Origin of the sequence: Streptomyces sp. NPDC096048, from assembly GCF_044763415.1 — a bacterium.
Lineage (GTDB): Bacteria > Actinomycetota > Actinomycetes > Streptomycetales > Streptomycetaceae > Streptomyces.
In genome coordinates this window covers 328,949-348,261 of sequence record NZ_JBIWGG010000003.1, presented here as the reverse complement: position 1 = coordinate 348,261, position 19,313 = coordinate 328,949, and the positions used below count along the sequence as shown (strand labels likewise).

Sequence of the window (19,313 nt, the reverse complement as noted above, 5' to 3'; positions counted from 1 at the left end):
GGCTGGTGGGGCCGGTGACGTGGCAGGCTTGAGGTCCGCCGTGTGAACGCCGAGACCCCACCGGAGCGGTGACCGTGGATCAGCTGGCCCTGTTGTTCATCCTGCTGCTCGGGGCCCTGCTGAGCGTTCCGATCGGCGCCCGGCTCGGGCTGCCGGCGCCGGTGCTGATGACGGTCCTCGGCATCGCCCTGGCGTTGCTCGAATTCGTGCCCAACGTCGACATCCCGCCCGATCTGATCCTGCCCGCGCTGCTGCCGCCGCTGCTGTACGCGGCCGTGCGGCGGACGTCCTGGCGGCAGTTCGCGGCCAACAAGCGCCCGATCTTCCTGCTGGCGGTCGCGCTGGTCTTCGTCACCATGACCTGCGTGGCCGCGGTGGCGAGCGCCATCGTGCCGGGGCTGCCGATCGCCGCCGCCTTCGCCCTGGGCGCGCTGGTCGCGCCGCCCGACCCGGTCGCGGCGACCGCCGTCGCCGGGCAACTGGGGCTGCCGCGCCGTCTGGTCTCCATCCTGGAGGGCGAGGGGCTGTTCAACGACGTCACGGCCATCGTCCTGTACCACGTGGCCATCGCCGCGGCCGTCGGCGGTACCTTCTCGCCGTGGCGGGCCGGCCTCGACCTGGTGCTGTCCGCCGTCGTCGCCGTCGCGGTCGGTCTCGCGCTGGGCTGGGCCACCAACAAACTGCTGAGCCTGCTGGGCGACGCCACCCTGCAGATCGGCCTGACGCTGCTGGTGCCCTACGGGTCGTACGTCCTGGCCGAGGAACTGCACGGCTCCGGGGTGCTCGCGGTGCTCACCACCGCGATGTTCCTCGCCGAGTACGCCTTCGACGCCGACGACGTGATGACCCGGCTCGCCGGGCACACCGTGTGGGACGTCGTCGACACGCTCGTCACCGGCGTCGCCTTCGGGCTCGTCGGCCTGGAACTGCACAACGCGATCCGTACGGCCTCCGGGCGCTGGACCGAACTGCTCGGCTGGGCCGCGGCCATCGCCGGTGTGGTGATCCTGGTGCGGCTGGTCTGGCTGCTGCCGGCCACCTGGCTGACCAAACGGCTGCACGCCAGACGCGACCACGACGAGGACATCCCCATGTCCTTGCGGGAGACCGTCGTCATGTGGTGGTCGGGGATGCGGGGCGTCGCCTCGGTCGCGCTGGCGCTCGCGATCCCGCTGAGGACGGACGACGGTTCCGCCTTCCCCCACCGCGAGGAGATCATTTTCGTCGCGTTCGGCGTGATCATGGTCACGCTGCTGCTGCAGGGCCTGACGCTGCCGTGGCTGGTGGGGCGGCTCGGGGTGCGGGCGGACACCGAGCGGGAGAAGGAGTACGAGAAGGAACTGGCCGTACGGGCGGCGAAGGCGGCGAAGCGGCGGCTCAGGGAGATCGAGTCGGTCGAGGAACTCCCGGAGGAGCTGTCCGAGCAGTTGCTGCGACGGGCCTTCGACATCGGGATGCGGATCAGTCCCGACGTCGGCGACGAGGAGCGGCGCGAGGCGCAGGAGCAGCGGGCCCGGCGGCTGAGGCGGATCCGCCGCATCCAGGGCGAGATGATGAGCGCCGCGCGCCACGAGGTGCTGGCCGCGCGCAGCGAACCCGGAGCCACCCCGGAGATCGTGGACCGGGTACTGCGCCAGCTGGACGTGCGCAGCCTGCGCTGAGCGGGGCCGCGCACGTCCTCGCGGTCACGATCTCTTGCTCACGGTCACGGTCGCGTCTTCGCGGTCACGGTCGCGCCCTCGCGGTCACAGGCTCTTCGCCGGCTGGTCGGGGAAGCGGCGGGGGGCTCCGTCGGGGGACCGGCGGGGGCGGTGCAAGCCGTCGGGGGACGCGCGCAGGGCCGCGTCCGCCGTGTTGACCCGGGGCAGGGCGTACGGGTGCTCGTCGGCGAGCCAGCGGATCATTCCCTCGCGGACCGTGACCCGGACCGTCCAGATGTCGTCCGCGTCCTTCGCCGTCACCAGCGCCCGCACCTGCATGGTGTTCGGGGTGGTGTCCGTGACGGTCAGGTTGTAGTCGCGGCCGTCCCAGGTCGGGCACTCGCGCAGGATGTCGCGCAGCCGCTCCCGCATCGCCTCCAGCGGTGCCGAGTGGTCGAGGTGCCAGAAGACGGTGCCGGTCATCTGCGGGCTGCCGCGCGACCAGTTCTCGAACGGCTTGGACGTGAAGTAGGACACCGGCATGGTGATCCGGCGTTCGTCCCAGGTGCGCACGGTCAGGAAGGTGAGCGTGATCTCCTCGACGGTGCCCCACTCCCCGTCCACCACGACCGTGTCGCCCATGCGCACCATGTCGCCGAAGGCGATCTGGAAACCGGCGAACATGTTGCTCAGCGTCGACTGGGCGGCCACACCGGCGACGATGCCGAGGATGCCGGCCGAGGCCAGCAGCGAGGCGCCCGCCGCCTGCATCGCGGGGAACGTCAGCAGCATCGACGCCACGGCGACCACGCCGACGACCGCCGAGACGACCCGCATGATCAGCGACACCTGGGTACGCACCCGGCGTACCCGGGCCGGGTTCCGCTGGGCGTGCGCGTGGGCGTAGCGGGAGTACGAGGTCTCGACGACCGCCGCGGCGATCCGGATCACCATCCAGGCCGCCGAGCCGATCAGCACCAGCGTCAGCGTCCGGCCGACCCCCTCCCGGTGGTCGGGGAACACCTGTGCCTCGACGTACGACCCTCTCAGCAGCGCCGAGCAGAGGAGGAGCTGGTAGGGGATGCGGGCACGGCGCAGCAGCCCCCACAGGGGCGTCTCGGGGTGCCGTTCGTCGGCCTTGCGCAGCAGCAGGTCGGTGGCCCATCCGATGACCAGGGTCAGCAGGACGGAGCCGCCGACCACGATCAGGGGGCGGAGTATCGTCTCCATCCCTCGAACGTAACCGTCCCCGCCACGCTGTGAACCTGTGACTTCCGTCCCGTCCCGGGTAGCGCCGCGCACCGCGCTGTCACACCGGGCTGGCACCATGGCCTCATGAACATCGTGCTCTTCCACTCGACCCTTGGCCCGAGGCCCGCGGTGCGGCAGGCCGCCGACCGGCTGCGCGAAGCCGGGCACCAGGTGTGGACACCGGACCTCTTCGAGGGCCGGACGTTCGACACGGTCGAGGAGGGCATGGCCCATCAGGACGGGATCGGCAGGGAGGAGCTGCTGAAGCGGGCGGTGCTGGCCGCCGCGCCCTATTCCGAGCGTGGGCTGGTGTACGCCGGGTTCTCGCTCGGCGCCTCCATCGCCCAGACCCTCGCCCTCGGCGACCACCGGGCGCGCGGACTGCTGCTCCTGCACGGCACCTCGGACATCGCGGCCAACGCCTCGGTGGACGACCTGCCGGTCCAGCTGCACGTCGCCGAGCCGGACGCCTTCGAGACGGACGACTGGCTCAGCGCCTGGTATCTCCAGATGGGCCGGATCGGCGCCGACGTCGAGGTGTACAGGTATGCGGGGGCCGGCCACCTCTACACCGACCCCGGCCTGCCGGACCACGACGAGGAGGCGGCCGAGGCCACCTGGCGGGTGGCGCTCGGCTTCCTCGACTCGCTTCAGGAGGCGGACGCCTCTCAGACGGGCGCGTAGACGCGCTCGACCCGCTGCGTGCCGCTGCGCGTGCGGTACGAACGGGCCCACTTCGACGTGGCGTCCGGGTCGGTGCGGTCGGAGACGACGTAGTAGTCCATCTGCGTCCGGCCCGCGGTGATGTCCAGCACGCCGTAGCCGTGCCGGTCGGTGTCGACCCAGTGGACGTGCCGGTTCGCGGCCCGGATGACCGGCGCGGCGATCGCCGAGACCGTGCCCTCGGGGACCTTCACGAGGTCGTCGAGGTTGTCGGAGGTCACCGAGGTGACGACGAACTCCGTGGCGGCCGAGGCGGACAGCGGGTACGTGGCGGCGTTGTGCGGCACGTCGTTGGCCCACGCCATGTGGATGTCGCCGGTCAGGAACACGGTGTTGCGGATGGCGTTCGCGCGCAGGTGCGCCAGCAGTTCGCGGCGGTCGTCGGTGTACCCGTCCCACTGGTCGGTGTTGAGGGCGAGGCCCTCCTTGGGCAGCCCCAGCAGCTCGGCGAGCGGCTTCAGCAGTTCGGCGGGGATCGAGCCGACGGCGAACGGCGAGATCATCACCGAGTTGCCGACCAGCCGCCAGGTGGTGTCGGAGGCCGTGAGCCCGGACTTGAGCCAGTCGAGCTGGGCGCGGCCGGTGAGGGTCCGCTCCGGGTCGTCGACCTCGCCGTCGCCGAGCGCCACCTGCTGCGAGCGGAAGGAGCGCAGGTCCAGCAGCGACAGGTCGGCCAGCTTGCCGAAGCGCAGCCTGCGGTAGGTGGTGCCGGCGATCGCGGGCCGGACCGGCATCCACTCGAAGTAGGCCCGCTTGGCGGCGGCCTGACGCGCCGCCCAGGTGCCCTCGGCGCCCTCGGTGTGGTTCTCGGCGCCGCCCGACCAGGTGTCGTTGGCGATCTCGTGGTCGTCCCAGATCGCCACGACCGGCGCCGCGGCGTGCAGGGCCTGGAGGTCGGGGTCGGTCTTGTAACGGCCGTGCCGGACGCGGTAGTCGGCGAGCGTGAGGATCTCGTGGGCGGGCGCGTGCGGCCGTACGACGGTGTCCCGGGTGCCGTACTCGCCGGTGCCGTACTCGTAGATGTAGTCGCCCAGGTGCAGCCAGGCGTCCAGGTCGCCGCGGGCGGCGAGATGCCGGTACGACGAGAAGTGGCCGGCCTCCCAGTTGGCGCAGGAGACCACGCCGAAGCGCAGGCCCGGGACGGCGGCGTCGGCCGCGGGGGCGGTGCGGGTGCGGGCGGCGGGGGAGTCGGTGGGACCGGCGGAGAAGCGGAACCAGTAGTCCGTGGCGGGCGCGAGCCCTCGGATGTCCGCCTTGACGGTGTGGTCGGAGGCGGCCGTCGCCGTGGTGGACCCCTTGGCCACGATGTTCGTGAACGCCTTGTCCAGGGCGACGGCCCAGCTCACCTCGGTGTCCGGGCCGAGGCCCGAGCCCGGTATCGCCTCGGGCGTCGGGGTCACCCGGGTCCACAGCAGGATGCCGTCGGGCAGCGGATCGCCGGAGGCGACGCCGTGCAGGAAGACGGGGGCGGCGTCGGCGGCACCGGCGGGCGGCGCCGCCGCGAGCGGGGCGGCCAGAACGGCGCCGGCCGCCGCGGCCTTGACGACCGTGCGGCGGCTCGGGGTGCGGGGGTTCGCGCCGTCGGCGGACGACGGGAAGGTGCTCTTCGATGATCTGTGTCGACTGGTCACGGGCGATCAGATTACTGATCGGTAAGCGCGCGAGCGGGCGAACTCGCCAAAGTTCGCCCGCTCGTTCGCCGTTCTTCGTTACTTGGTGACGCCCGCGTCCTTGAGCGCCTTCTGCCACTCGGCGTCGGTGCTCGGGGTCTGGATCACCTTGTCGTTGATCTTGACGGTCGGGGTCGACTCGACGCCCTCGGCCTTCTGGAAGGAATCGCTCATCTTCATCGCCCAGGCGTCGTAGGTGCCCTTCTCGACGGCGTCCTGGAACTTCTTGTTGTCCTTCAGGGCGTCGACCGAGTCGGCGACCTTGATCAGGTAGTCGTCCTTGGCGAACTCGTCGGTCGACTCCTCCGGGTGGTACTCGGCGGAGTACAGCGCGGTCTTGTAGTCGATGAACGCCTCGGGGCTGACGTTCAGCGCGGCACCGAGCGCGCTGAGCGCGTTCTTCGAGCCCTCGCCGCCGAGGTTCCCGTCGAGGAAGGTGCCGATGGTGAAGGAGAGCTTGTAGGTGCCGTCCTCCATGCCCTTGTTGACGGCCTCGCCGATGCCCTGCTCGAAGGAGGCGCAGCCCGGGCAGCGCGGGTCCTCGTAGAGGTGGACGACGTGGTCGCTCTTGGACTCGCCGAGGGTGACCGTGGTGCCGTTCTTGCCGGAGGTGTTGGCCGGGGCCGTGACCTTGGCGTCGGCGGCCTTCTCCCACTTCGAGGGCTCGTTCATCTGCATGACGGCGTAGCCGATGCCGCCGGCTATCGCCAGCACGCCGACGATGGAGGCTGCCACGATGCCCTGCCGCTTGACCTTGTCGCGCTTGGCCTGGCGCTCGCGCTCCTGGCGCAGGCGCTCACGGGCCGCCGACTTCGCCGCCTGGCTGTTCCGCTTGCTCATGGTGATGATCTCTCCGGGGACGCGCACACGGGAGTGTGCGGGATACGTATGGGGGGACTGCTGGTGCTCGGTGACGGGTCACACGAAGGCGGCCGAGCACGGCGGTCCGCGACGCCCCAGGGAGTGCGTGAGGATCCGCTCACGGGCGCCGGCGGTGCGGCGGGCCGGGACTGCCGGGCGGCGCACCGCCGGGGCCCGGTGCACGCTCACGGCCGCGACGGCGAGCAGCAGCGGCCGGAAGGTGGTCGCGGCCACGGCGCTCAGCAACTGGGCCAGCGCGCGCTCGCCGCGCCGCAGCCAGGCCGCCGCCAGCAGGCCGACGCCCACGTGCGCGCCGAGCAGCAGCCAGGCGGTCGCGGGGTCGGCGTCGGCGAGCACGGTCGCCAGCCGGTCGGTCTCGGCGCCGGTCACCCGGGTCAGCGGGGCGGCGACGCCGGCGTGGACGCCCGTCCCGTCACCGCACAGCACGTCGAAGCCGACGGAGCGCAAGGGGCCCGCCACCGGGCCGCCCGTCCGCCCGTAGCAGACGTGCTGGCCGGTGGTGAAGACCGTGTCGGCGGCCAGCTCCAGCGGGATCAGCAGGGCGGCGATCCGGCCGAAGCCGCGCTCACGCCGCCCGGCCAGGGCGTACGCGATCAGGAACACGGCGGCGGCGACCGCGGCCACGGTGGGCAGCGGCAGCGGAACCCCGGACAGCAGAACGTGCGACGCGGTGCTGAGCGTCACGACGAGTGCCGTGAACAGCGCCGCGCGTACGGCTCTGAGGGGGGTTCCGGATATGTCCATAGCGATAGAAGAGTGTGTCATGGGGCCCGGTAAGGGACCCCTAAAGGGTTCCTGTGAGGAAGCGGACGGTTATAGACCTGGGATCCGGCCGTTGCGGAACAGGTCGACGAAGGTCTGGTGGTCGGCACGCGCGCGTGCGCCGTACCGGTGCGCGAAGTCCACCAGCAGGGGCGCGAAACCCTCCTCGTCCGCCGCGATCGCCGCGTCGATGGCCCGCTCGGTGGAGAAGGGCACCAGGGACTCCCCGGACTGGTCGTCCGCCGCCCCGTGCATGGTGGCCGTGGCCCGGCCCAGGTCGGCGACGACCTCGGCGATCTCCTCCGGGTCGTCGATGTCGCCCCAGTCCAGGTCGACCGCGTACGGCGAGACCTCCGCGACCAGCTGGCCCGAGCCGTCCAGCTCGGTCCAGCCCAGCCACGGGTCGGCGTGCGCCTGGAGGGCGCGCTGGGAGATCACCGTGCGGTGGCCCTCGTGCTGGAAGTAGTCCCGGATCGCCTGGTCGGCGATGTACCGGGAGACCGCCGGGGTCTGGGCCTGCTTGATGTAGATCACGACGTCGTTCTCCAGGGCGTCGCTGTTGCCCTCCAGGAGGATGTTGTACGAGGGCAGGCCCGCCGACCCGATGCCGATGCCCCGGCGGCCGACGACGTCCTTCACGCGGTAGGAGTCCGGGCGGGCCAGGGAGGACTCCGGGAGCGTCTCCAGGTAGCCGTCGAAGGCCGCGAGCACCTTGTAGCGCGTGGCCGCGTCCAGCTCGATGGAGCCGCCGCCCGGGGCGAAGCGGCGTTCGAAGTCACGGATCTCCGTCATCGACTCCAGCAGCCCGAAACGGGTCAGGGAGCGGGCCACGCGCAGCGCGCCCAGCAGCGGCCCGTCCGCGGTGTCCAGCGTGAACGGCGGCACCTCGTCGCTCTTGGCGCCGGTGGCCAGGGCGTGGATCCGCTCGCGGTACGCGCCCGCGTACACCCGCACCAGCTCGGTGATCTGCTCGTCGCTGAACGCCTTGGCGTACCCGATCAGCGCGATGGAGGCGGCGAAGCGCTTGAGGTCCCAGGTGAAGGGGCCGACGTAGGCCTCGTCGAAGTCGTTGACATTGAAGATCAGCCGACCGGTCGAGTCCATGTACGTGCCGAAGTTCTCCGCGTGCAGGTCGCCGTGGATCCAGACCCGGGAGGTCCGGTCGTCCAGGTACGGGCCGCCGCTCTGCGAACCGAACTCCCGGTCCACGGTCAAGTCGTGGTAAAAGAGGCATGCGGTGCCGCGGTAGAACGCGAAGGCCGAGGCCGCCATCTTCCGGAACTTCACGCGGAACGCCGCGGGATCCGCGGCCAGCAGCCGGCCGAAGGCGGTGTCGAAGACGGCGAGGATCTCCTCGCCGCGCTCCTCGTTGAGCTGCGGGACCGACATGCCTGGTGCCTCCTGGTGCGGATGGTGCGTGACGAGTGGAGCGATCCTCCACTCGGACCAACGTTCGAAGGGATGCGGGAGTGCCCGTGCCCGGGGCCCGCCCCGACACGCGGGCCCGCCCCCGAAGGTACGCGGGGAAGGCCCGCCCGTCACCCGACCGCCGCCCCTCACGGAGGCGCTTCGCGCCGCGGAATCCGTTCGGAGTGTCAGTGGCGAGGCATAGACTTCGACGCTGACCCCCGGACCGACCGCAGCCCGCCGCCGGCCCGTCATCCCCAGTTCTCCCAGGAGGCCGAACGTGTCCAAGCCGCCGTTCACGCACCTGCACGTCCACACCCAGTACTCGCTGCTGGACGGTGCCGCGCGGCTGAAGGACATGTTCGACGCCTGCAATGAGATGGGCATGACGCACATCGCCATGTCCGACCACGGCAACCTGCACGGGGCGTACGACTTCTTCCACTCCGCCAAGAAGGCCGGGGTCACCCCGATCATCGGCATCGAGGCGTACGTCGCCCCCGAGTCGCGCCGCAACAAGCGCAAGATCCAGTGGGGCCAGCCGCACCAGAAGCGGGACGACGTCTCGGGTTCGGGCGGTTACACCCACAAGACGATGTGGGCGACCGACAAGACCGGCCTGCACAACCTCTTCCGCCTCTCCTCCGACGCGTACGCCGAGGGCTGGCTGCAGAAGTGGCCCCGGATGGACAAGGAGACCATCTCCCAGTGGTCCGAGGGGATCGTCGCCTCCACCGGCTGCCCCTCCGGCGAGGTGCAGACCCGCCTGCGCCTCGGCCACTTCGACGAGGCACTGAAGGCGGCCGCCGACTACCAGGACATCTTCGGCAAGGACCGGTACTTCCTGGAGCTGATGGACCACGGCATCGAGATCGAGCACCGGGTCCGCGACGGCCTGCTGGAGATCGGCAGGAAGCTCGGCATCCCGCCCCTGGTCACCAACGACTCGCACTACACCTACGCGCACGAGGCGACCGCCCACGACGCCCTGCTGTGCATCCAGACCGGCAAGAACCTCTCCGACCCGGACCGCTTCCGGTTCGACGGCACCGGTTACTACCTGAAGTCGACGGACGAGATGTACGCCATCGACTCCTCCGACGCCTGGCAGGAGGGCTGCGCCAACACGCGCCTGATCGCCGAGATGATCGACGTCGACGGCATGTTCGAGAAGCGCGACCTCATGCCGAAGTTCGACATCCCGGAGGGCTTCACCGAGGTCACCTGGTTCCAGGAGGAGGTCCGCCGCGGCATGGCGCGCCGCTTCCCCGGCGGTGTCCCCGAGGACCGCCAGAAGCAGGCCGAGTACGAGATGGACGTCATCATCCAGATGGGGTTCCCGGGCTACTTCCTCGTGGTGGCCGACTTCATCATGTGGGCGAAGAACCAGGGCATCGCGGTCGGCCCCGGCCGAGGCTCCGCGGCCGGTTCGATCGTGGCGTACGCCATGGGCATCACCGACCTCGACCCGATCCCGCACGGCCTGATCTTCGAGCGGTTCCTCAACCCCGAGCGCGTCTCCATGCCCGACGTCGACATCGACTTCGACGAGCGCAGGCGCGTCGAGGTGATCAGGTACGTGACGGAGAAGTACGGCGCCGACAAGGTCGCCATGATCGGCACGTACGGCAAGATCAAGGCGAAGAACGCGATCAAGGACTCCGCGCGCGTGCTGGGCTACCCGTACGCGATGGGCGACCGGCTCACCAAGGCCATGCCCGCCGACGTCCTCGGCAAGGGCATCGACCTCAACGGCATCACGGACCCGACGCACCCCCGCTACAGCGAGGCCGGCGAGATCCGCGCGATGTACGAGAACGAGCCGGACGTGAAGAAGGTCATCGACACCGCCAAGGGCGTCGAGGGTCTGGTCCGGCAGATGGGCGTGCACGCCGCCGGCGTGATCATGTCCAGCGAGCCCATCGTCGACCACGCCCCGATCTGGGTGCGGCACACCGACGGCGTGACCATCACGCAGTGGGACTACCCGCAGTGCGAGTCGCTCGGCCTGCTGAAGATGGACTTCCTCGGCCTGCGCAACCTCACGATCATGGACGACGCCGTCAAGATGGTGAAGTCCAACAAGGGCATCGACCTCGACCTGCTGTCGCTGCCGCTGGACGACCCCACGACCTTCGAGCTGCTCCAGCGCGGCGACACGCTCGGCGTCTTCCAGTTCGACGGCGGACCGATGCGCTCGCTGCTGCGGCTGATGAAGCCCGACAACTTCGAAGACATCTCCGCCGTCTCCGCGCTCTACCGTCCCGGCCCCATGGGCATGGACTCGCACACCAACTACGCGCTGCGCAAGAACGGCCTCCAGGAGATCACGCCGATCCACAAGGAGCTGGAGGAGCCCCTCCAGGAGGTCCTCGCGGTCACCCACGGCCTGATCGTCTACCAGGAGCAGGTGCAGAAGGCCGCCCAGATCATCGCGGGCTACTCGCTCGGCGAGGCCGACATCCTGCGCCGCGTGATGGGCAAGAAGAAGCCCGACGAACTGGCCAAGAACTTCGTCCTCTTCCAGGAGGGCGCCCGCAAGAAGGGCTACAGCGACGAGGCCATCCAGGCCCTGTGGGACGTGCTGGTCCCCTTCGCCGGCTACGCGTTCAACAAGGCGCACTCGGCCGCGTACGGACTGGTCTCGTACTGGACGGCGTACCTCAAGGCGAACCACCCCGCCGAGTACATGGCCGCCCTGCTCACCTCGGTCAAGGACGACAAGGACAAGTCGGCCGTCTACCTGAACGAGTGCCGGCGCATGGGCATCAAGGTCCTCCCGCCCAACGTCAACGAGTCCATGTCGAACTTCGCCGCGCAGGGCGACGACGTGATCCTCTTCGGCCTCTCCGCCGTCCGCAACGTCGGCACCAACGTCGTCGAGTCGATCATCAGGTGCCGCAAGGCCAAGGGAAAGTACGCCTCCTTCCCCGACTACCTGGACAAGGTGGAGGCGGTCGTCTGCAACAAGCGGACCACGGAGTCGCTGATCAAGGCCGGCGCCTTCGACGAGATGGGGCACACCCGCAAGGGCCTCACCGCGCAGTACGAGCCGATGATCGACAACGTGGTCGCGGTCAAGCGCAAGGAGGCCGAGGGCCAGTTCGACCTCTTCGGCGGCATGGGCGAGGAGGCGACCGACGAGCCCGGCTTCGGACTGGACGTCGTCTTCGGTGAGGACGAGTGGGACAAGACCTATCTGCTCGCCCAGGAGCGGGAGATGCTCGGTCTCTACGTCTCCGACCACCCGCTCTTCGGGCTGGAGCACGTGCTGTCCGACAAGGCCGACGCGGGCATCTCCCAGCTCACCGGCGGTGACTTCGGCGACGGCGCGGTCGTCACCATCGGCGGCATCATCTCGGGCCTCCAGCGCAAGATGACCAAGCAGGGCAACGCCTGGGCCATCGCCACCGTGGAGGACCTCGCGGGCTCCATCGAGTGCATGTTCTTCCCGGCGACCTACCAGTTGGTGTCCACCCAACTCGTCGAGGACGCCGTCGTGTTCGTCAAGGGACGGCTCGACAAGCGGGAGGACGTGCCGCGGCTGGTCGCGATGGAGCTGATGGTCCCCGACCTGTCCAACGCGGGCACCAACGCGCCCGTGGTGCTCACCATCCCGGCGACCAGGGTCACTCCGCCGATGGTCAGCCGCCTCGGCGAGATCCTCACGCACCACCGCGGCGACAGCGAGGTGCGGATCAAGCTCCAGGGGCCGACCAAGACGACGGTGCTGCGCCTGGACCGGCACCGGGTGAAGCCCGACCCGGCCCTGTTCGGCGACCTGAAGGTGCTCCTCGGCCCGTCCTGTCTGGCGGGCTGAGCGGACGGAACGAGAAGCGGGCGGATCTCACGAGCGGAACGCGAGCGGAGCGAGACGGGGGCGCACCCGGTGCCGGGTGCGCCCCTCGTGTCCGCGGGGCCGTAACGACCCGGTTCGCGGATGTCAGTTGTGGCCGAAGCGCTTCTGCCGCTTGCGGGAGGTGACGTCGCCGGGCGTCAGCTGCGGGGCGTGCTGCTCCTCGCGGTCCATCACGGCCGCCTCGGCCGTCTGCTGGGCGCGCTCGGCCTGGGGCTGCTTACGATCACGGTTGTTCTTGTTCTTGGCCATGGTGATCTACCTCCTGAGGGGGATCTAGGGGCCAGGGCCGGAACCAGATTCACATAGGCCAACAAAGAACGCATATCGGGCAATTACCGTCCGTGACGCGGCTCGTCGGGGTGCGGTGGCGGACGGCTTGTGCCGAAACGCCACGCCGAAGATCGAGTTCCGGCCGTTAACCTCCGCGTGGTCGGGCAGACTCGAAGGAAGCCCGAAGCAAACCTCCCGGAAAGAGGGTGGATCGCGTGGACCGCTGCATCGTCCTGGTGGACGCCGGGTATCTGCTGGGGGCCGCCGCCAGTCTCCTCGCCGGAGAGCCCTCGCGCTCGCGTATCACCGTCGATCACGCCGCCCTCATCCAGGGGCTTCGCGATCGCGCCGAGTCCGACACGCAGCAGCCCCTGCTGCGCATCTACTGGTTCGACGGCGCCCCCGACCGCGTCCCGCAGCCCGAGCACCGCCGCCTGCGCGTCATGCCCCGGGTCACCGTCCGGCTCGGCGCCCTCACGCGCAGTGACGGCCGCTGGGCGCAGAAGGGCGTGGACGCCGCCATGCACGCCGAGCTGACCGAGCTGGCCCGCAACCGCGCCTGCTCCGACGTCGTCCTGGTGACCGGCGACGGCGACCTGCTGCCGGGCATGATGGCCGCCAAGGAACACGGCGTCGCCGTCCACCTGTGGGCCGTGCAGGCCGCCGACGGCGACTACAACCAGTCCGAGGACCTGGTCGCGGAGGCCGACGAGCGCCGCGTGCTGGACCGTGTGTGGATCATCAAGGCCGTACGCGCCAAGGAACTCGGCGGGATCTGCGCGCCGCCGCCCGTGCCCCGCCCCGAGATCGCCGCGATCCTCTCCGCGCCGCTGCCCGAGTCCGCCCTCTCCGCGGCCACCGAACGGCCCGCCCAGGAGCCCGAGCACCCCACCGCGGCCGGCGCCGCCGCCCGTAACGGCACCGAGGAGCGCGTACCGCCCGCCAAGGGCGTCCCCACCCCCAAGGACCTCGCCGCCCTGCGCGCTCCCGGAGCCGCCCACCCCGCCCCGCAGCCCTCGACCGCGACCCTGCGCTGGTCCTCCGACAAGGGCTGGGTCGACCGGTCCGGCGCCGAGCCGCCCGAGGCCGTCTCGCTGCCGACGCTGGCCCAGCTCACCACGGCCGAGCAGCGCTGGGCCGACCGCGAGGAGGACATCACCACGGTCGGCGGCGACCCCTACGAGGTCGGGCAGGTCTTCGCCCGCCGCTGGCTGGAGCGCCTCGGCGACCACGGCCACCTGCAGAAGCTCTCCGGGATGTACCCGCGCATCCCGCACCGCGTCGACGGTGAGCTGCTGCGCTACGCGGCCCGCTTCGGGTTGCTGGCGCACAAGGACGACCAGATCGACGAGCACGACCGGTACGCCATCCGGGCCGGGTTCTGGCGGGAGATCGATGTGCGGACGGCGACCGAGCGCACCCCGGCGGCGGAGTGAGACCCTCCGGCCGCCCCCTGGCTTTCCCGGCTGAATCGACACTTATGGGCGGACCCGAGGGCGGGGCGCGGGGGCGGACCCCGTAGTCTCGTCCCTTGTGAGTACGCGCGCGGCACAGGCACTTCGACCCGGTGGCGATGCCGTGTGCGTGATGAGCGGACTGACCAAGACCTATCCGGCGGCACGCGGCAGGCGCGGCGTTCCCGCCACTCCCGAGGTGCGGGCCACCGACGACGTGACCCTGGAGATCCGCCGCGGTGAGATCTTCGGACTGCTCGGGCCGAACGGCGCCGGCAAGTCCACCCTCGTACGCCAGCTCACCGGGCTGATGCGGCCCGACCGCGGTGGCGTGGAGATCCTCGGCCACGACATCGTGCGCCACCCGGAGCGGGCCGCGCGGATCCTCGCCTACCTCGGCCAGGAGTCCAGCGCCCTGGACGAGCTGACCGTGTCCCTCGCCGCCGAGACCACCGGACGGCTGCGCGGCCTGGAGGTGCGGCAGGCGCGCGCCGAGCGGGACGCCGTCCTCGACGAGCTGGGCCTGACCCCGCTCGCCGCGCGCCCGATCAAGAAGCTCTCCGGCGGGCAGCGCCGTCTCGCCTGCTTCGCCGCCGCGCTGGTGGGGGAGCGCCCGCTGCTCGTCCTGGACGAGCCGACCACCGGCATGGACCCGGTGGCCCGGCGTGCGGTGTGGGCGGCCGTCGACCGGCGGCGCGCCGAGCACGGCACGACCGTGCTGCTGGTCACCCACAACGTCATCGAGGCGGAGACCGTGATGGACCGGGTCGCCGTCCTCGACCGGGGACGGGTGATCGCCTGTGACACGCCCTCCGGACTCAAGGAGAAGGTCGCCGGAGAGGTCCGGGTCGACCTGGTGTGGCGCGAGACGGCACCGCTGCACGTGCCGGAGGTCGCCGCCCTGCGCGACCGGGCCACCGAGTCGGGGCGCCGCTGGACGCTGCGGCTCGCCCCCGAGGAGGCCCGTGCGGTCGTCGCCACCGTCACCGGCGGCGCCGCCTTCGCGGCCCTGGACGACTTCACCCTCGCCACACCCAGCCTGGAGGACGTCTACCTGGCGCTGGGCGGCGCCGCGCGACAGGGGCTGGTGAGGGCTTGAGCACCCGAACGGTGAGCACACCGGCCGCCGCATCCGTACCCGTACCCGATCCGTACCCATCAGGGCGACCACTTCGAACGACCCTGACCTATTCGAACGACCCGGACGAAGGGGAGTAGCGCGACGTGAGTGTCGTACCCGCCGATGTCCTGCCGGGCGGTGCCCTGGCCGTCGAGGAGCAGGGCGCCGTCGGCGCGGCCGAGCTCGGCCCCAAGGCCCGGCTGTGGCCCTCCCTGGTGGCCGTGTACCGGGCGCAGCTGTCACGGGCGCGGGTCGCGCGTATCCCGCTGCTGTTCGTGGCCACCTTCCAGTCGGTCGGCATCATGATCCTGATGCGCGGAGTGGTGGACGGCGGCGGTGAGGCGCAGGCCGTGGTCGCGGGGTCGGCGGTGCTCGTCGTGGCCTTCGTCGCGCTGAACCTCCTCGCCCAGTACTTCGGCCAGCTGCGCGCGAGCGGCGGCCTCGACCACTACGCGACGCTGCCGGTGCCGCCGGCCGCGGTGGTGCTGGGCGCGGCGGGCGCGTACGCGTCCTTCACCGTGCCGGGGACCGTGGTGACCGCGGTGTTCGGGTGCCTGCTGTTCGGGCTGCCGATGACACATCTGTGGGTGCTGGTCGCCGTGATCCCGCTGGCCGGTGCCGCGCTCGCCGGACTGGGCGCGGCGCTGGGTCTGCTCGCGCCGCGGCCCGAGTTCGCCACCCTGCTCGGCCAGCTGGGCATGTCGGCGGCGCTGCTGCTGGGCGTGCTGCCCGCCGAGCGGATGCCGGAGGCGGTGCGCCTGGCGCGGGACCTGCTGCCCTCCACGTACGGAGTAGAGGCCCTCGCGCGCACCTTCGGAGACCGTCCCGACTGGGCCTTCGTCCTCGGCGACCTAGCGGTGTGCGCCCTGGTCGGCGTGATCTCGCTGGCCGTCGCCACCTGGGCGTACCGCCGGGCCGCCGTCCGGTGACGCGCCGCACAGGCGGGTTTGGCACGATGGCGGGGTGACCGCACCTCTGACTCCGCCACCGCCCCCGAACGAACGCTCGTCGTACCAGGGTGGGCCGGTGCCTCCGCCCGTCGGCGCGCACGCGGTGGGCGCCGCGTCCGGCGCCACGTACGACCACCACGGCGAACAGGACGGTCCCGGGATGTTGACCGAAGTGCGTCAGGCCGCCGTGGCCGTGGTGGCGATGGCGGTCTCCGGGGTGCTGCTGGGCGTGCTGTGGTGGAAGCTGGCGCCGACCGTGCCGCTGGTCGGGGATCTGGTCGGCGACGAGTGGGTCGTCTACCTCAAGGAGTCCGAGAGCGAGCACGCGGTCGGCGTCGACGGCACGTTCACGCTGCTCGCGCTGGTGTTCGGGGCGCTCAGTGCGGTGGTCGTCTTCCTGCTGCGGCGGCGCGGGGGCGTGCCGCTGGTGGTGGCGCTCGGCGTCGGCGGGCTGCTCGGGTCGCTGCTGGCGTGGCGGGTCGGCGTGTGGCTGGGGCCCGCGCAGGACGTGATCGCCCACGCGAAGGACGTCGGCAAGGGAGTGACGTTCTCCGCGCCGCTGAAGCTGGGGGCCAAGGGGGCCCTGCTGGTGTGGTCGGTGGCGGCGCTGGTGGTTCACCTGGGACTGACGGGACTGTTCGGGCCCAGGGACCCGGAGCCGGATCCCTGGCCCGCGCCCCAGCGGTACCCGGCGGGGCCGTACGGGGACGAGAAGTCGGCGTAGCCCTACGCGGGGCGGCGGCCGTGGCTGGCTTCGCGCTTCTTGACGCGCCACCCGCGTTCGCGGGTTCTCTTCGACATGCCCCGTCTGATCAGCCGAGAACCGGGCGCCCGTCGCGGGGCTAGGCGCGGCCGATCGGGGCGAGGACCGCGTCCGTGAGCTTGGCCAGGTCCTCGGGGGCGAGTTCGACCTCCAGGCCGCGGCGGCCCGCCGAGACGCAGATCGTGGTGTGGCCCGAGGCGGACGCGTCCAGGACCGTCGGGAGCCTCTTGCGCTGGCCCAGGGGAGAGATCCCGCCCCGCACGTAGCCCGTGGTGCGCTCGGCCAGGGCCGGATCGGCCATCGCCGCGCGCTTGCCGCCGACCGCGGCCGCCAGCGCCTTCAGGTCCAGCTGGCCCGCCACCGGCACCACGGCGACCGTCAGCGCGCCGTCGACGTCCGCCACCAGTGTCTTGAAGACCCGCTCCGGCGGGACGCCCGTGGCCTCGGCCGCCTCCTCGCCGTAGGACGGGTGGGCGGGGTCGTGGTCGTACGCGTGGACCGCGTACGTCACCCCGGCCGCCGCGAGCGCCACCGTGGCGGGGGTGCCGCCGGACTGCTGCTTCTTCGACTTCTTCGCCATCCGGGTCAGTACCTCAGTTGAGACTCGTCGGACCGCGCGTCAGGTCCGACGCCGGCAACGACGGCAGCGTACGGATGATGGCCGTCTCGGAGCGAAGGAGTTTCAGCTCGTCCCGGAGGCGGGACGCCGTGTCCGGGGCCTGGAGCAGACGCTGCTTGGTCGGCGTGTCCAGCATCATCGCGGCGGCGACCAGGTAGGAGACCACGCCCGGCTCGTCCGGCAGCTCGGCGCCGGCCGCCAGCGACCGCTCGCGTGCCCCCGCCAGCCGCTTCTGGTACTGCCGGAAAGAGCGCAGCACCCCCTCGGCCAGCGCCCCCGCCTCGTCGCCGGGCTCCTCGGACAGCGGCTCCAGCTCGGCCGTCAGGAAGGGGCCCGAGGCATCCACCGACAGCAGCCGCACCCGGTTCGTGCCGGTCGCCAGCACCTCGAAGGTGCCGTCGGCGCGTTCGCGGATCGTCGCCGCGTCCGCGATGCAGCCCACCTTGTGGAACGCCTTGACCGGGTCGGTCCCGAACCCGGCCGTCGGCCCGCGCTCCAGCGTCGTCGTCGGGTCGGGCAGGCCGGGCTCGCTCTGGGCGACCTCGTATCCGTCGCGGATCGCCACGACGGCGAACCGGCGCGGTTCGTCCTCGGGGGTCTTCAGCAACTCGCGCATCATGGCGCGATAACGCTCCTCGAAGATGTTGAGCGGGAGCACCAGCCCCGGGAACAGAACCGAGTTCAGGGGGAAGAGGGGAAGCCGGACGGTGGTCACGACGCAGAAGCCTAATGGTCGCCGGGGCGGACGCGACCGCCGTGCCCACTTCGTGGATGACCTGAACCTGTCGTCCCGGACCCGGAGGCCACCGCCGCGCGGACGTCCGCGCGCACCTGGAGGAAGCGGCCGAGCGGGTCGTCCGCGTCCCTGGCCCAGGGGAAGGACGTGACGTACGGGCCGGTCAGACGCAGTTGCTCCGCCGCGTCCTGGTGGCGCTCCAGGCGTACCAGTACGTACGTCAGGAGGTTCCGCAGCTCCGCCGGCCACGGGTCGGCCGCCGGGTGGGCGGCCGAGAGGGCGATGGCGCGGTCGGCCGCCGCGTCCAGGCGGGCCCGGGGGACGCCGGCCGCGTCGTCGTTCGTGGTCAGACAGGTGAAGGCCGCTCGTACCGGCAGCGACCGTACGAGCGCGTCCTCGGGCGCGTCCTGCGCCGCCGTCTCGGCGAAGTCCAGGCACTCGCGGTGGGCGGCGGGCGAGGCGGCGGCCAGGTACTCCAGGGCGGCGACGTGGCAGCCGTAGTGGTGCGGGGAGCGGCGGACCGCCTGCGCCCACAACCGCTCGAACTCGGCGTGTCCGGCGTGTGCGCCCCGGGCGGCGTCCAGTGCGGTCCGCCACGGCACCGGGTCGCGTCCGGCGGCCTCGGCGGCGGCGGTGACCGCGGGGGCGATCTGGCGCAGCAGTTCGGCGCGGGCCGGTGAGTCCCAGTGCCGGTCCACCGCCAGGCGGGCCGCGACCAGCAGGGCGTCGGGGTCGTCCGGGGCGGTGGCGCGCCAGTTCTCGAGCCATTCGGTGCGTGAGCGGGCGAAGGCGGCCAGCCGGGTCGCGTAGCGGTCGCGGTGCTCCCAGTCGGCGCCCTCCCGGGTGCCGGCGAGGAGCCCGGCCGCGGGCGCGTACTCGCCCTGGGCCGCCGCGACCAGGGCGGGGGCGAGGCGGTCGTCGGGCGCGTCGAGGAGCACGTCGTCGTCTTGGGCGGGCCGTGACGCCCGGGAGCGGGCCCGGGCCGCCGTCCGGAGGAACGCGCGCAGCATGGCCAGTACGACGACCGACGGTTCGCGATGGTTGTGCGCCTCGGCTTGGCCTTCGGCCGTTCGTGTGCCCACCCGCGCCGCCCGTGCCGGGTTCGCTGGGTGCGGGTGCGGGTGCGGGTGCGGGTGCGGGTGCGGGGGGATGCCGGGTGCCGGTGGGCGTTCGCACCGTTGAGGGCTCTGCTGTTGCGGGCGGGGCC

15 protein-coding genes and 1 pseudogene are annotated in these 19,313 nt (G+C 71.6%); 7 read left to right on the top strand and 9 right to left on the bottom strand.

Features of this window, described 5'->3' with window-relative positions; genetic code table 11:
* Positions 1-74 precede the first annotated feature (74 nt).
* A complete protein-coding gene (locus ACIQ6R_RS09540) occupies positions 75-1,661 on the top strand; it encodes a Na+/H+ antiporter (RefSeq protein WP_404219978.1) in 1,587 nt (528 codons plus the stop codon).
* A gap of 84 nt (positions 1,662-1,745) precedes the next feature.
* Here ACIQ6R_RS09540 and ACIQ6R_RS09535 read toward each other — a convergent pair whose 3' ends face one another.
* Positions 1,746-2,870 carry a mechanosensitive ion channel family protein gene (locus tag ACIQ6R_RS09535; protein WP_404219976.1) on the bottom strand — a complete coding sequence of 375 codons (1,125 nt, stop codon included), beginning with the start codon at positions 2,868-2,870 and terminating at the stop codon, positions 1,746-1,748.
* Between the two features lie 93 nt (positions 2,871-2,963).
* Between ACIQ6R_RS09535 and ACIQ6R_RS09530 the strand changes: the two are divergent.
* Positions 2,964-3,575: pseudogene (locus ACIQ6R_RS09530) on the top strand (dienelactone hydrolase family protein); the annotation flags it as partial.
* On the opposite strand, the gene ACIQ6R_RS09525 reads toward ACIQ6R_RS09530, so the two are convergent.
* From ACIQ6R_RS09525 to ACIQ6R_RS09510, 4 genes are all read right to left on the bottom strand, one after another.
* The gene (locus ACIQ6R_RS09525) at positions 3,560-5,245 is read right to left on the bottom strand and encodes an alkaline phosphatase D family protein (protein WP_404219974.1); all 1,686 of its coding nucleotides are present in this window, start codon (positions 5,243-5,245) and stop codon (positions 3,560-3,562) included. The pseudogene ACIQ6R_RS09530 and the gene ACIQ6R_RS09525 sit on opposite strands and share 16 nt — an antisense overlap.
* 78 nt (positions 5,246-5,323) lie before the next feature.
* Positions 5,324-6,124, bottom strand: a complete 801-nt coding sequence (locus tag ACIQ6R_RS09520) for a DsbA family protein (RefSeq protein ID WP_404174244.1) — start codon at positions 6,122-6,124, stop codon at positions 5,324-5,326.
* Between the two features lie 78 nt (positions 6,125-6,202).
* Complete coding sequence (locus ACIQ6R_RS09515; RefSeq protein WP_404219972.1) at positions 6,203-6,910, bottom strand: hypothetical protein; 708 nt, start codon at positions 6,908-6,910, stop codon at positions 6,203-6,205.
* A 69-nt stretch (positions 6,911-6,979) separates the two neighbouring features.
* Entirely contained in the window at positions 6,980-8,317 is a 1,338-nt protein-coding gene (locus ACIQ6R_RS09510; protein WP_404174238.1) for a DUF2252 domain-containing protein, read from the bottom strand.
* Positions 8,318-8,615: 298 nt separating this feature from the next.
* On the opposite strand from ACIQ6R_RS09510, the gene dnaE reads away from it, so the two are divergent.
* Positions 8,616-12,155, top strand: coding sequence for a DNA polymerase III subunit alpha (gene dnaE / locus ACIQ6R_RS09505; RefSeq protein ID WP_404219970.1), 3,540 nt, complete (start codon positions 8,616-8,618; stop codon positions 12,153-12,155).
* Positions 12,156-12,278: 123 nt separating this feature from the next.
* On the opposite strand, the gene ACIQ6R_RS09500 is transcribed toward dnaE, so the two are convergent.
* Complete coding sequence (locus ACIQ6R_RS09500) at positions 12,279-12,443, bottom strand: hypothetical protein (protein WP_404174232.1); 165 nt, start codon at positions 12,441-12,443, stop codon at positions 12,279-12,281.
* A 236-nt stretch (positions 12,444-12,679) separates the two neighbouring features.
* On the opposite strand from ACIQ6R_RS09500, the gene ACIQ6R_RS09495 reads away from it, so the two are divergent.
* The 4 genes from ACIQ6R_RS09495 to ACIQ6R_RS09480 all read left to right on the top strand — a co-directional run bounded on the left by ACIQ6R_RS09495 (position 12,680) and on the right by ACIQ6R_RS09480 (position 16,712).
* Positions 12,680-13,900 carry an NYN domain-containing protein gene (locus ACIQ6R_RS09495; RefSeq protein WP_404219968.1) on the top strand — a complete coding sequence of 407 codons (1,221 nt, stop codon included), beginning with the start codon at positions 12,680-12,682 and terminating at the stop codon, positions 13,898-13,900.
* 142 nt (positions 13,901-14,042) lie between these two features.
* Positions 14,043-15,017 carry an ABC transporter ATP-binding protein gene (locus ACIQ6R_RS09490; RefSeq protein ID WP_404175183.1) on the top strand — a complete coding sequence of 325 codons (975 nt, stop codon included), beginning with the start codon at positions 14,043-14,045 and terminating at the stop codon, positions 15,015-15,017.
* Positions 15,018-15,142: 125 nt separating this feature from the next.
* Entirely contained in the window at positions 15,143-15,967 is an 825-nt protein-coding gene (locus ACIQ6R_RS09485; RefSeq protein WP_404174226.1) for an ABC transporter permease, read from the top strand.
* A gap of 34 nt (positions 15,968-16,001) precedes the next feature.
* A complete protein-coding gene (locus ACIQ6R_RS09480) occupies positions 16,002-16,712 on the top strand; it encodes an AAA family ATPase (protein WP_404174223.1) in 711 nt (236 codons plus the stop codon).
* Positions 16,713-16,830: 118 nt separating this feature from the next.
* Here ACIQ6R_RS09480 and ybaK read toward each other — a convergent pair whose 3' ends face one another.
* The 3 genes from ybaK to ACIQ6R_RS09465 are packed head-to-tail and all read right to left on the bottom strand — an operon-like array spanning position 16,831 to position 19,116.
* The gene (gene ybaK, locus ACIQ6R_RS09475; protein WP_404174220.1) at positions 16,831-17,331 is read right to left on the bottom strand and encodes a Cys-tRNA(Pro) deacylase; all 501 of its coding nucleotides are present in this window, start codon (positions 17,329-17,331) and stop codon (positions 16,831-16,833) included.
* 13 nt (positions 17,332-17,344) lie between these two features.
* Complete coding sequence (locus ACIQ6R_RS09470; RefSeq protein ID WP_404174217.1) at positions 17,345-18,085, bottom strand: LON peptidase substrate-binding domain-containing protein; 741 nt, start codon at positions 18,083-18,085, stop codon at positions 17,345-17,347.
* A gap of 11 nt (positions 18,086-18,096) precedes the next feature.
* Positions 18,097-19,116, bottom strand: coding sequence for a hypothetical protein (locus tag ACIQ6R_RS09465; protein ID WP_404175180.1), 1,020 nt, complete (start codon positions 19,114-19,116; stop codon positions 18,097-18,099).
* Between the last annotated feature and the right edge of the window lie 197 nt (positions 19,117-19,313).